Here is a 12974-nt window from a genome sequence, read left to right on the forward strand (position 1 = left end):
GTCCGGACCGGCCCCACGTCCGGTCCGGGCGCCTACCCCGTGGCCTCCGCCGCCGCCCGCCCCGCCGTCCGCCCGGTGAACAGGCACCCGCCGAGGAACGTTCCCTCCAGCGACCGGTACCCGTGCACCCCGCCGCCGCCGAACCCGCTGACCTCCCCGGCCGCGTACACCCCGGGCAGGGGTGTCCCGTCGGCGCGCAGCACCCGCGAGGACAGGTCCGTCTGGAGCCCGCCCAGCGACTTGCGGGTGAGGATGTGCAGCCGGACGGCGATCAGCGGCCCGGCCTTGGGGTCGAGGATCCGGTGCGGGGTGGCGACCCGCACGAGCTTGTCGCCCCGGTAGTTGCGCGCCCCGCGCAGGGCCGTGACCTGGAGATCCTTGGTGAACGTGTTGGCCATTTCCCGGTCGCGGGCCACGATCTGGCGTTCCAGGTCGGCGAGGTCGATCAGCGGGGTGTCGGTGAGCTCGTTCATGCCGGCGACCAGTTCGGGCAGGGTGTCGGCGACCACGAAGTCCGGGCCGTGCTTCTTGAACGCCTCGACCGGGCCGGGGGCGCCGGGCAGCACCCGCTTCAGTACCTGTCGGATGCTCCTGCCCGTCAGGTCGGGGTTCTGCTCGGAGCCCGACAGCGCGAACTCCTTCTCGATGATCTTCTGGGTGAGCACGAACCACGTGTACTCGTGCCCGGTGCCCATGATGTGCTCCAGGGTGCCGAGCGTGTCGAACCCGGGGAACAGCGGCACCGGCAGCCGCTGGCCGGTCGCGTCGAACCACAGCGAGGACGGCCCGGGCAGGATCCGGATGCCGTGCCGCGCCCAGATCGGGTCCCAGTTCGTGATGCCCTCGGTGTAGTGCCACATCCGGTCCTCGTTGACCAGGTGCCCGCCGGCCGCGCCGGTGATCGCGAGCATCCGGCCGTCCACGTGCGCGGGCACCCCGGACAGCATGTGGGCCGGCGGGGTGCCGAGCCGCGCCGGCCACTGTTTGCGGACCAGGTCGTGGTTGCCGCCGATCCCGCCGCTGGTCACGATCACGGCCTGCGCCCGCAGCGCGAACTCCCCGGCCGCCACCCGCGAACTCGGCTCGCCCCGGCCGGCGGGGCTCGGCTCCAGGACCGTGCCGCGCACCCCGTCGACCACGCCGCCGGTGACGGTCAGCTCGTCCACCCGGTGCCGGAACCGCAACGTGACCAGGCCCTTGGCCACCCCGGCCCGGACCCGGCGCTCGAACGGCGCGACCACCCCGGGACCGGTGCCCCAGGTGACGTGGAACCGGGGCACCGAGTTGCCGTGCCCGGTGGCCGTGTAGCCGCCCCGCTCGGCCCAGCCGACCACGGGGAAGAACCCGATGCCCTGTTGCCGCAGCCAGGCCCGCTTCTCGCCGGCCGCGAAGTCGACGTAGGCCTCCGCCCAGCGCCGGCCCCAGTCGTCGGTGTCCCGGTCGAAGCCGGCGCTGCCCTGCCAGTCCTGCCAGGCGAGGTCGCGGGAGTCGCGGATCCCCATCCGGCGCTGCTCGGGCGAGTCGACGAGGAACAACCCGCCGAACGACCAGTGCGCCTGCCCGCCGAGGTTGGACTCCGGCTCCTGGTCGAGCAGGATCACCGACCGGCCGGCGTCGGCCAGCTCGGCGGCGGCGGCCAGTCCGGCGAGGCCGGCTCCCACGACAATGACGTCAGCGTCCATGCGCACGAGCCTGGACCCGGCGGCCCCGCGAAGCAAGCACCGTGCGCACAAACCCCCAACCGATTTATCAGGTACTGATAAAGAGGGTGAGTACCCTGGCCGCCTGCCGGTCGAGGGTGCCGGGCGGGTTGCGGGCCGCCGCGAGGCCACCGGGCAACAACAGGTGCAGCCAGAACGCGGCGAACAGCCGGCGCCCGGCGAGCAACCGGTCGGGATCGGGGTCGAAACCGGCCAGGAACGCCGACCAGTCCGTGGCCCGCGCCTCCAGGTGCTCGACGAGGTCCGCGAGCTCGATCTCCGGATCCGACCGGCCCGCGTCCTCGAAGTCGACGATCCGGACCCGTTCGCCGTCCCACAGGTAGTTGGCGAGGTTCGGGTCCGCGCCGCCGAGCACCTCGGTGTGGCCCGGCCCGAACTTCGCGCCCCGCAGCCACGCCCGCGCCACGTCGTACGCCTCCCCGGCCAGGCCCGCGGGCCGGTCGGCGGCGGCGAGGCGGTCCGCGACGATCCCGGCGAACTCGTCGGGGGCGTCGCGGCGGGGCGGCAGGTCCGCGCACGGCACCGACCACAGTGCCCGGAGCGCCGCCGCCAGCCCGTCGAGCTCGGCCGGCGACAGCGCCCCCGACAACGGCCGCCCGGGCAGCAGGCTCATCGTCACCGTCGGCGGGTCCGCGTCGAGGTCGGCGGACACCGGGAGCGGGGCCAGGTCCCGGGTGTGCGCGTGCACCAGGGACAGCACGGCCCACTCCCGGCGGTGCTCGTCGCGGTCCCAGGACAGGTACCTCTTCGTGAGCAGGCCGCCGCTGGCGAGCACCTCGTGGGTCGGGGACATCCGGCCGACATTAGACGCGCCGGGCCGCCCCTGCCACCCCGGGAGTCCGGCTCACCAACCGGCGGGCACGTACGCCCAGCCCAGGTAGTCGGAGCGCTCCCGGAACGAGTTCGTCTGGTACACCGACGGCCCCGTGCTGATCGCGCTGTTGTTGCCGATCGACAGCATCACGTGCCCGGCCGAGGTCGTGGACGTGAAGAACACCGCCGTGCCGGCCGGCGGCACCGAACCCGTGTGGATCCGGCCGTTGTCGCGCTGCCACCGGTAGTGCGCCAGCGCGGTGGCGAACCGGCCGCTGGTGCCGTGCGCGCGCTCCACGAACAGTTCGCACTGGTTGTTCCAGTCGGTGTGCCCGAGCCGGGCGCGGGCGAACGCCACGGCCGACGCGGCGTTCGGGTCGGCGGGGAAGCCGCCCCCGCCGCCGGTCATGCCGTCGGTGTCGCAGCGGGGCAGGCCGGACACGTACCCCGTGGTGCCGGTCTTGATCTGCTCGTCGGGCACCCACAGGTTGTGCGACGTCCGGTCCCAGATCGCGCCCCCGGCCACCGCCTGGCACACGATGGGCACGGTGCCGCCCGCCGGGTACCGGTCCACCACGGAGCCGGGCGCGTCGGCCGCGTCGCCCTTGTTCCGCCGCCCGTTCAGGGTCACCTTGGCGGGGAACGACCTCGGGATCGCGCACGCCCCCATCACCCGCCCCGAGGAGCCCGTCTTCACGTACGCGTCGGGCACGTACAGCCCGTCGCTGGTCAGGTCCCACAGCGAACTGCCGCCGTAGCTGGGCCCGTCGTCCTGGCAGACGATGGTGACCGAACTGCCCGCCAGGTACCTGTCCGCGACCCGCTGGCTGCCGACCGGCACCTCCGGGTCCTTCACGGTCCGACCGTCCAGTGTGGTCTTCACGGGGTAGGTGGCCGCCGCCTGCGCGGGGCCCGCGGTGAACGCCAGCCCCGCCGCCGCGCACGCCACGGCCAACAGTCCCACGGTGAGTCTCCGGTGCATGTGCTCCGCCTCCAGTCACGAAAAGTGGCAGGCCCGCCGGCTGGTCACGCCGGGTGGGCCATGGTCCAATCACGATGATCGGGACGGGGTGCCGTTCGACAGGTTCTGACACGATCTGACAACTGTGCGAGGTGCGCATGGACAGGCGGTCGACGGAGGACGTCGCGCGGCTGGCGGGGCTGTTGCGGGAGCTGAGGACCGACGCGGGCAACCCGTCGTTCCGGACCATGGCCGGCCGGTCGGGCCGGATCTCGCACACCACGCTGTTCGAGGCGGCGAGCGGGTCGAGGTACCCGTCGTGGGAGACGACCCGCGAGTTCGTCCGGGTGTGCGGCGGCGACGAGGCCGAGTGGCGGGTCCGCTGGGAGCGGCTGGGAAACGCGGCGGGGGAGCCCGGGGTGGTGGGGCTGCTGCGCCGGATGGTGGAGGGCTCGGTGTCCCTGGCGTTCGGCGGGGTGACCGCCCGGATCGCGGTCAGTCTCGGGCGGGCGCCGGAACCCGGGGCCGGAACCGTTCCGGAACCCGGGCCCGCCGCCGGGACGCTGGTCGTCGGCGACTCCAGCGAGTTCCTGGGCGACGTGACCATCCCCGACGGGACGCGGGTGCGGGTCAACTCCCGGTTCGTGAAGGTCTGGTCGCTGGAGAACGCCGGGTCGGTGGCGTGGCGCAACCGGTACCTCCAGGCGCAGCACACCCCCGGCGGGCTGATGCCGGAGCGGGTGCCGATCGGGGACACCGACCCGGGGGAGAAGGTGATGATCAGCGTGCCGGTGCTGGCCCCGCCCACTCCGGGCACCTTCTGGGCCGGGTGGAAGATGGTCGACGAGGCGGGCCGGTCGTACTTCGCCAGCTACCGCCCGGTGTACCTCTTCGTGCACGTGGTGGTCTGAAACGCCGATGTCGGTCAAGTCGGTCATCACACCTGTGGGAGGCCCTGAGCGGGCCCGGACTGAAGACTGAAAAAGAAGTTGGCGCACTGGGCGTAATCCCCGGGCCCGTCACACGACGTAGTGTCGACGACCGTAACGAGCCGGGAGGTACCAGATGCAGACCGACGCGTCACTGGCCACCGCCGCGTCCTTCGGGGACCGCGGCGCGTTTGGCGAACTGTATGCCCGTCACTCTCCGGAGTTGCTGGGCTTCGTCACGCGACTGACGGGCGACCGGCACCTCGCGGAGGACGTGGTGCAGGACTGCTTCCTCGTCGCCTGGCGCGACCTGTCCGGCCTGCGCGACCCGGCGGCCGTGAAATCGTGGCTGTTCGGCATCGCCTACCGGCGCGCGATGGAGCAGTTCCGGCACGCCGGCCCGACCCCGGTCGCCGACGTCCCGGACGTGGTCGACAACGCGCCCGGGGCCAACCCGGACACCGTCGCCGAACAGCGCGAGGCCGCCGCCCTGGTCTGGACCGCCGCCCAGGGCCTCGAGCCCCGCCAGCGCGCCGTCCTGGAACTGTCCGTCCGCTGGGACCTGTCCAGCGCCGAGATCGGCCAGGTGCTCGGCGTCGGCCGCGCGCACGCCTCCGTCCTCGTGCACCGGACCCGCTCGGCCCTCGGCAACGCCGTCCGCACCCTGCTCGTCGCCCGCCAGCACGGCCGGTGCGACGGCCTCGACGCCCTGGTGGAGCGCAGCTCCCGGCTCTCCGCCCGGCAGCGGTCCAGTGTGGACCACCACATCCGGCGCTGCGCCGCGTGCCGGGGACTCGGCGCCCGGGTCGGCTCGGCCACCCTCCTGATCGCCCTGTACGCCGCCGCCGACGCCGCCCTGTCCGGCCCGGCCGGCACCCCCGTACCCGTCGCCGCCCGGACCCCGCTCACCGAGAACGCCGCGGCCCGGCACGCCAGCCCGAGCCGCAACGGCCTGGTCGGCGCGGCCTCCGCCGTCGCGATCGTGCTCGCCCTCGGCGGCGTCGGCGCCTACGCCCTGCGCCCCGGCCAGAACGGCGCCGCGAACGCCGGCACCCAGGCCACGGCACCGGAGGTCCAGGAGGCACGGATGGACGTGAACCCGACGCCGTCCGTATCGCCCACCCCGAGCCCCACTCCGAGCCCGAGCCCGACGAAGAAGCCGACCACCGCACCGCCCAAGCCCGCCGCGACCGGCTCGCTGGAGAACCAGATCCTGGTCCTCGTCAACCAGCGCCGCGCCGAGGCCGGCTGCGGGCCCGTGCACTACGACACGAAGCTCGGCAAGGCCGCCTACGACCACAGCGCCGACATGGTGGCCCGCAACTACTTCTCGCACGACACCCCCGACGGCGTCAGCCCCTGGGACCGGGCCAAGGCCGCCGGCTACAACGAGCCGTCCTCGGAGAACATCGCGGCCGGCAACGCCACCGCCGAGGGCACGATGAAGCAGTGGATGAACTCCCCGGGCCACAAGGCGAACATCCTGAACTGCTCGTCCAAGGCGATGGGCGTCGGCCGGGCCACCGGCGGCTCCTACCGGTACTACTGGACCCAGATGTTCGGCTACAAGTAGGCCGGCCCCGCTTATCAGTGCATGATAAAGCCATGGGTGTACGGGAGCGGCTGGCCGTCCAGCGGGAGGTGTCCGCCGAGCTGGCCGCGATCGGCGAGGAGCTGGCGGCCGCCGTCCAGGGCCGGATCCCCGCCTACCAGCGCCTGGCCCCCGCCCAGCTCGCCGAGGTCCGGGCCATCGCCGGCTGGGCCCTGACCCGGGTCGTGGACCTGTGGGTGCGCGACGGGGCGCTCGACGACGCGGACCTGGCCCGGTTCCGGGGGATCGGGGCGGCCAGGGCCGCCGACGGCAGACCCCTCCCGGCCGTGCTGCGCGCCTACCGGGTCGCCGCCACCCTCGCCATCGACATCGTCGTCGGCCGGGGCCGGGGCAGCCTCGACGTCGCCGACACCCTGGCGCTCACCCGGCTGTGGCTCGCCAGCATCGACGCCCTGTCCGAGGCCGTGTACTCCGGCTACACCTCCGCCGCCGAACGCCTCACCGGCGACCGGGGCCGGGCCCTGCGCGAACTCCTCGACGACCTGCTCGTCGGCCGGCAGGCGTCCGCCGGCGCGTGGGCCGACCGGTGCCGCGAGCTGGGCGTCGACATCCCGGCCCGGCCGACCCTGCTGCTCGTGGAGCCGGCCGACCCGGCCGGGGTGCTCACCGAGGCGGACGGGGCGGACCTGGCCGCCGAACTGGGGCTGGCGGGGGACGAGCCGCGCCGGTACCTGCTGACGGTGCGGGGCCGGCGCCTGGTCCTGCTCCTGCCCGGCACCCCGGTGACCGCGTCCGGGGCGGCGGCGGCCACGACGCCCGGGCCCGTCGACCCGGCGGTCGCGCGGCGCGCCTGGCACGGCTGCCGGCTGGAGACGGCCCTGGTCGAGGCGCCCGCGGGGTACCGGCTCGCGGTCGACGCCCTCGACACCGCCCCCGCGCACGCCCACGACGGCGGCCGGCTCCTCGACACCGGCGACGCCCACCTCCTGGCCCTGCTCGCCGGCCGCCCCGCCGCCCGCCCGGCCGACATCGCGCACCTGGTCCTCGGCCCGCTCGCCGACCCGGGCAACGCGCACCTGCTCGACGGGCTCGACGCGTTCCTCGCCGCGGGTACGGCCACCGGGGCCGCCGGGCAGCTGGGCGTGCACCCGCAGACCCTGCGGTACCGGCTGCGCAGGGTGCGCGAGTGCACCGGCCGCGACCCGCGTACCCCCTGGCAGCGTCTGGCCCTCGACGTGGCCCGTCATCTCCTCCAGATCACCTGACCCGCCCCGCGACGCCGCGTCGGCCGCGGACCCGGCCCGCGCGGCCGAAAACCGGTGGGGACGTCGCAAACGTCCCGCTACTCTGGGCCGCACCATGACACCGCACAAGCAGGACCCCCGACTCGTCCGGACCGACGACAACTGGCTGGAACTCCCCAACCCCTGGGGCGTCCCCGTCGACATCTGCGCGCGCGCCGACGTCCCCGTCGAGCCCAGCGCCGTCGACGAGATCCTCACCGTGCTCCGCACCGCCGACACCCTCGAACGCCTCTCCGCCGCCACCGGCCACCCGGCGACGCTCGACCGGGTCGTCCTGACCCCCGACGTCCACAAGGGAGCCGGCATCCCGATCGGCACCGTGCTGCGGACCCGGGGCGCGCTGATCCCGCAGGCCGTCGGCAACGACATCAACTGCGGGATGCGCCTGGAGACCACCACCCTGACCGTGGACGACGTCCGCCCGCGCCTCGACGGCCTCGAACGCCGGCTGCGGCACCTGTTCTTCGAGGGCGGCCGCCAGATCGCCCTGTCCGGCGCGCACCGCGAGGCCCTGCTCCGCGACGGCCTCCCCGGCCTGCTCGCCGAGCCGGACCGGCCCGCCGACGGGATCTGGTCCGCGCTGCGCCCCGGCGACCTGGACCGCGAGCACCGCATCCACCGCCCGTCCTACCCGACGACCACGGCCGAACCGTTCGCCGACTGGGTCCGCAGCGCCGGCGGCACCAGCTACGACAGCATCATCGGCAGCGTCGGGGGCGGCAACCACTTCGTGGAGCTGCAGTACGTGGCGGCGGTGCACGACGGCCCGGCCGCGTACGCCTGGGGCCTGACCCCCGGCCGGGTGGTCCTCATGGTGCACAGCGGCTCGCTGTCCCTGGGCCACCAGGCGAACGCCTCGGGCGCCGACCAGGCCCGGGCCGCGTGGCCGGAGGGCATGCCGCTGCCGGACAACCGGATCCTGCCGATGCTCCTCGACGAGCGCACGGCCCCCCGCCTGCGCCGGTACCTGGACTCGTTCGGCAACGCGGCGAACTTCGCCGTCGGCAACCGGTTCTTCCTCGCCCTGATGGCCCGCGCGGGCCTGGCGGCCGAGTGCGGCGACCTCGACGCGAACCTGGTCTACGACGCCCCGCACAACCTGCTCTGGCAGCACGACGACGGCTCCGTGGTGCACCGCAAGGGCGCGACCCCCGCCGGCGGCTACACGGAGACGGGCCCCTACGCCCAGTGGGGCGAGCCGGTCATCGTGCCCGGCTCGATGGGCGCGGCCAGCTTCGTGCTCCGCGGCCAGGGCAACGACCGGACCCTGGCCAGCGCGTGCCACGGGGCCGGCCGCCGGGTGCCCCGGGGCGCGTCGGCGAAGGGCAGTGACGCCGAACTCGACGCGTTCCTCCGCGACTTCCGGGTCGTCACCCCGCTCGACCACCGCGACCCGGCCGTGAGCCGGCGTTCCGACGTGATGGCGGCGTGGCGGCGGGACCTCAAGCAGGAGGCGCCGTGGGCGTACAAGGACATCGGGCCGGTGGTGTCGAGCCTGTCGCACGCCGGGGTGGCCGCCCCGGTCGCCGAACTCCGCCCCCTCCTCACGATCAAGGGCTGACCTCGACGGGTACGGGTCCCCGCGCGCCCGGAAGTCGGCCCGCGCGGGGGCGCCTCCCGGCTGCCGACGGTGGACGGCTGCGGGGGAAGCCTGTCGCCTAGAACAGGGTCGGGGCCGCTTCCACGTACTCCTCCAGCAGGTGCGGCCCGTTGTTCCGCACACTGTTCACCAGGGTCGACACCGGCCGCGCCACCAGCTCCTCCGTGGACGGTGCCAGGAGTGCGCGCAACTCATCCGGATGGCTCGGCCCCGTACCGAGCCACGCGTCGAGCGCCCCCGGCCGTACCGTCAGAGGGGTCCGGTCGTGGATGTCCCGCAGCTCCCCGGTCGACTCCGTGGTCAGGATCGTCGCGCTCCACCACCACGCGTCCGGGTGCCCTGCCTCCCGGGTCGGGTCCCGCCACAGCTCGTAGAGAGCCGCCAGGCGCAGGGACGCGCTATCGGGCCGGTGCAGGTAGAACGGCTGCTTCACGCCACCGTCCTGGCGCCGCCACTCGAAGTACCCGTCGGCGGGGATGACCGCGCGCCGACTCTTGAACGCCCGGGCGAACGAGGGCTTCTCCGCCGCCGTCTCGATCCGCGCGTTGGACAACTTCGCCGCGTTCGAGCGGTCCTTCGCCCAGGACGGGACGAGGCCCCAGTTCAGGACGCGGAGCTGGCGCTCGGGGACGTCGCCGGGGCGGTCGAGGACGGCATAGACCTTCTTGGTGGGGGCGATGTTGTAGTCGGGGGCCAGCCGCTCCGACAGCACCGACTGGTCGACGTCGAACTCCACACCCAGATCCTCGGGCGACCGACTGTTGACGAACCTCCCACACATGCGCCCGAGCCTACCGGGTGAGAAACGACGGCGGCGTCTGCAATCGCCTGATCACGCGGAACAGGTGTGCCGACTCGTCCGCTGTCATCTCGGGGAAGCTGTTCTCCCCGTCGAGCGACGCGATGAGTGTCCGCAACAGTGGTTCTTCCGGCTCGATCGCGTGACTTGCGCCGAACATGAGCAGCGATGCTTCGGCGGAGCCCTCGTAGAGGCGGGGATCCCGGAGTTTCGGAACCTGCCGCAAGGTGGCCGGGAACTGGGTGATGAGCAGAGCGAGTGCAAGCGGGTCGAGAGCCAACCGGTATCCGTATTCCATGAGCCAGACGGAGGCCGCCAGAGCCTTCTCGAAGGTCCAGCTCGAACTGCTTTTGCGCACGGACCAGCACATCAGCTGAGTAATTTCGTCCAGATCATCTATGTCCACGTCGGTGGGCGGACGGAAGATGGTCAGCCCACTGGGCCATTCACGCGAATCGACCATGGCGTCGGTGAAGAGAAATTCGACCATGTCCTCGAACCAGTCTTCTCCTGACGGATGCGGTGCTGTGTATGCCGCGTCGCGTGCAGCCATGCCGATGCGTATCCGGGTACCGAGGGCACGATCGCCGAGAAGGCGTGCGAATCGGCCGTCATCGAAGACAGCAGGCAAGCCGTCGTTGTCCACCGCCCAGATCTCGCTGCCGGTCAGATCCACGGTCGTCAACATGGATCGCCAACCCGAAGCGTCCAGCCCCGACCGCCACAGTGTCACCGTGGACCGCCACAACCCCAACGGATCCGGCTCCTCCGGCCACAGCTCCGCCAGAGGAAGTCCTCCGCCCGACATCAGCGCCAGGCGCAGCAGTACCAGATTTGCGGAATACGCCGCCAGCTGGCGGACCTGGTCCGGTTCCGTGGGCCGGTAGCCGGCGTGCTCGTCGGAGCCTCGCCTCGTCCGGTACCGGGAGATCAGGATCTCTATGGTTCGCGCCATCGCCGATCGGTCACCGTCGCCATGCTCCCAGACGAGCTGCCCGACGAACGTCAGCAGCGGGCGCTGGATCGCCAGAGGCTGGTTGGACAGCAGCGCAAACAGCAGTTCGTCCCGGGGTTCCCGCGCCCGCTTCCCGCCGAGCGCCGCGTCCGCCACGTCCGCGAGGGTGTCCACCACGTGCGCCGCGACCAGGTACTCGCCGAAGGTGGCGTGCAAGAACTCGTAGCGCCGCCGGACCCGGCCGGGGGCCGCCTCCGAGGGCACGGTCGCCTCGGCGGTATGGAGAAAGAAGAACTCGCCGAGGACCCGCTGCCCGATCTCGTCGGCCCGTAGTCCGACGGGCACGGGAATGCCAAGGCCGACGAGATCCGCGCCGAGTTCGTCCTCGGCGATGTCCTGCCGGCCCCGGTTGAACATGCCGAGCGCGGCGACGGACAGCCTGCGCAGTTGCTCGGCGACCTGCTCCTCCAAGGCTTCGCCCACCAGCCGGCCCGGCGCCTTCTTGCGCACCTCGCGGACGGCGAACTCGTGGAGCAACTGCCGGAGCAGTCCCGCCTCGGACAAACCCGAGTCGAGGTCCGGGGCCTGTGGATCCGCGAGATACAGCGCCAACATGAGCAGCAGCACAGGCTGCCGGGCGAGGTGCCGCAACCCCAACGCGGTTTCGGTGCTGATCGGACGGAGCCGCTCAGACTGCACCATAGCGGCGTTGGCCTCGCGCCATCCTGCGACCCAGGTCCTGATCTGGTCGTCGTCAAACGCCTCCAACCGCACGATCGGGGTACCCGCCGGGATCTCCACCCGGTCCGCCACCACGGTCCGCGAGGTGACGAGGACGATCACCGGCCGGTCCTGGACGGCCTCGGTGCGCTGGAACTCGGCGACCTCCCGCAGGTACCCGGTGCGGTCGCTGTTCGTGGCCTGCAACAACTCGTCCAGCCCGTCGAGCAGTACCACCCGGACCGTTTCGGCGCTCTGCTCGGCCAGGTCCGACCAGCTGACCCGTTCGTGGGTGACCAGATCCAGGGCCTCCTGGATCTGCCGGTACACGGGCGCGTTGGCTCCGACCCGGCGCAACGGGACGCGCACGACCGTGAACGACGCGGAGGGCAGCCGGGCGGCGAGCACCTTGGTCAGGAGCGACTTGCCGGCCCCGGGGTGCCCGAGGAGCAGTAGCGGCAGCCGGGTGGCGTCGGGGGAGACCACGTGCCCGGCGACCAGGAGGTCCACGTCGCCGCGGACCGGCCACTCCTCCCATTGGCTCTCGTCCGCCGGCTGGATGCCCGTTTGGTAGCGGGTCAGCCGGTAGCGCGGGTCGACGTAGCTGCGGCCGATCTCGGGGAAGGTGATCCCGCTGTCCAGGCGGGCGGTGTCGGCGTCGATCACGGGCTCGTCGAGGACGCCGCGGTTCGCCCGCCGCAGGGTCTCCAGAGCGCCGGTGGGCGCGGGGCGCGCCGGGCCGCACAGGCGCAGCAGGTTCTCCACCCGGGCCAGCGCGCCACCGTGCTCGGTCAGCGCGGCGCCGACCTCCGCCCGCAGGCCGACGACAGTGGTCCGGGTCGCGGCATGCTCGGTGAGGTGGGCCCAGATGGCGAACTCCGGCACCGTGGCGGCCAGGGTGAGGAAATGGGACCGGTACCGGCCGACCGCCCTGTCCATCAGCCCCAGGCTCGACCACCGGTCCTGGCCGGGGGACCCGGCGAGTTCGTGCCGGAAGGCGTGCACGCGGTCGTCGATGGACTTGAGGAACGCGGTAACGGCAGTGAGGTTCTCCTCGAAACCGCAGGCCGCGGACGGGGCCGGGACGGTGCTCTCGTAGAGGCGGGCGACCTGGGAGACGTTCATCGCGTGCCACTCGTTCGTGCCGAGCGTCACCTTCTCGCGGTCGGTCAGGTCCAGATCCCGGAACTGCTTCTTTCCGAGCTGCTCGCGCAGGCACTGGAAGTACGCGGACAGCACGATCGTGGTGTGGGCCGCCGCGATCAGCTGGTGCCGCTCGTAGCCGCCGGTGCCGGCCAGCCGGTCGGACAGCTTGTCGAGGCCCGTGCGCAGTACCCCGAAGGCCTCGTTCTTCTGGTCCACCCAGCCCCAGACGGCCGCGAGGAACCCGCCCGCGGCCAGGGCCGGCAACCCGCCCGTGGCCATCGTCACCGCACCGCCGGCCAGGATCGCCCCACCGAGCAGGGTGTTCAGCCTGTCCAGCCACGGCCGGTCGTGGTGGCCGAGGATCTTCAACGCTCCGCGCAGGGTGACGGGAGGTTCGCGACGCATGCCTACTCCGGGGTGGGGGCGCGGAAGCGGAAAGGAACACTCTACCGGAACGGTCCACTGTGCGCGGAA

General features: G+C 72.9%; 9 protein-coding genes. 4 read left to right on the plus strand and 5 right to left on the minus strand.

Annotated features, from left to right (window positions below; all coding sequences use genetic code 11):
- Positions 1-32: 32 nt before the first annotated feature.
- The 3 genes from PT931_RS28310 to PT931_RS28320 form a co-directional block, all read right to left on the minus strand.
- The gene (locus PT931_RS28310) at positions 33-1682 is read right to left on the minus strand and encodes an FAD-binding dehydrogenase (RefSeq protein ID WP_456248757.1); all 1650 of its coding nucleotides are present in this window, start codon (positions 1680-1682) and stop codon (positions 33-35) included.
- A 67-nt stretch (positions 1683-1749) separates the two neighbouring features.
- Positions 1750-2514 (minus strand): phosphotransferase, encoded by a 765-nt coding sequence (locus PT931_RS28315; protein ID WP_456248758.1) that lies wholly within the window; start codon positions 2512-2514, stop codon positions 1750-1752.
- A 51-nt stretch (positions 2515-2565) separates the two neighbouring features.
- Complete coding sequence (locus tag PT931_RS28320; RefSeq protein WP_456248759.1) at positions 2566-3516, minus strand: hypothetical protein; 951 nt, start codon at positions 3514-3516, stop codon at positions 2566-2568.
- Between the two features lie 137 nt (positions 3517-3653).
- On the opposite strand from PT931_RS28320, the gene PT931_RS28325 reads away from it, so the two are divergent.
- The 4 genes from PT931_RS28325 to PT931_RS28340 all read left to right on the plus strand — a co-directional run bounded on the left by PT931_RS28325 (position 3654) and on the right by PT931_RS28340 (position 8841).
- Complete coding sequence (locus tag PT931_RS28325; protein WP_456248760.1) at positions 3654-4406, plus strand: NBR1-Ig-like domain-containing protein; 753 nt, start codon at positions 3654-3656, stop codon at positions 4404-4406.
- Between the two features lie 154 nt (positions 4407-4560).
- A complete protein-coding gene (locus PT931_RS28330) occupies positions 4561-5997 on the plus strand; it encodes a sigma-70 family RNA polymerase sigma factor (RefSeq protein ID WP_456248761.1) in 1437 nt (478 codons plus the stop codon).
- A 32-nt stretch (positions 5998-6029) separates the two neighbouring features.
- The gene (locus PT931_RS28335) at positions 6030-7241 is read left to right on the plus strand and encodes a PucR family transcriptional regulator (protein ID WP_456248762.1); all 1212 of its coding nucleotides are present in this window, start codon (positions 6030-6032) and stop codon (positions 7239-7241) included.
- A 94-nt stretch (positions 7242-7335) separates the two neighbouring features.
- Positions 7336-8841 (plus strand): RtcB family protein, encoded by a 1506-nt coding sequence (locus PT931_RS28340; protein WP_456248763.1) that lies wholly within the window; start codon positions 7336-7338, stop codon positions 8839-8841.
- Between the two features lie 97 nt (positions 8842-8938).
- Here the strand turns inward: PT931_RS28340 and PT931_RS28345 are convergent, their stop codons facing one another.
- Positions 8939-9661, minus strand: coding sequence for an SOS response-associated peptidase (locus PT931_RS28345; protein WP_456248764.1), 723 nt, complete (start codon positions 9659-9661; stop codon positions 8939-8941).
- 10 nt (positions 9662-9671) lie between these two features.
- Positions 9672-12905: an NACHT domain-containing protein gene (locus tag PT931_RS28350; RefSeq protein ID WP_456248765.1), complete on the minus strand. Its 3234-nt coding sequence runs from the start codon at positions 12903-12905 to the stop codon at positions 9672-9674.
- Between the last annotated feature and the right edge of the window lie 69 nt (positions 12906-12974).

Source organism: Longispora urticae, from assembly GCF_053902585.1.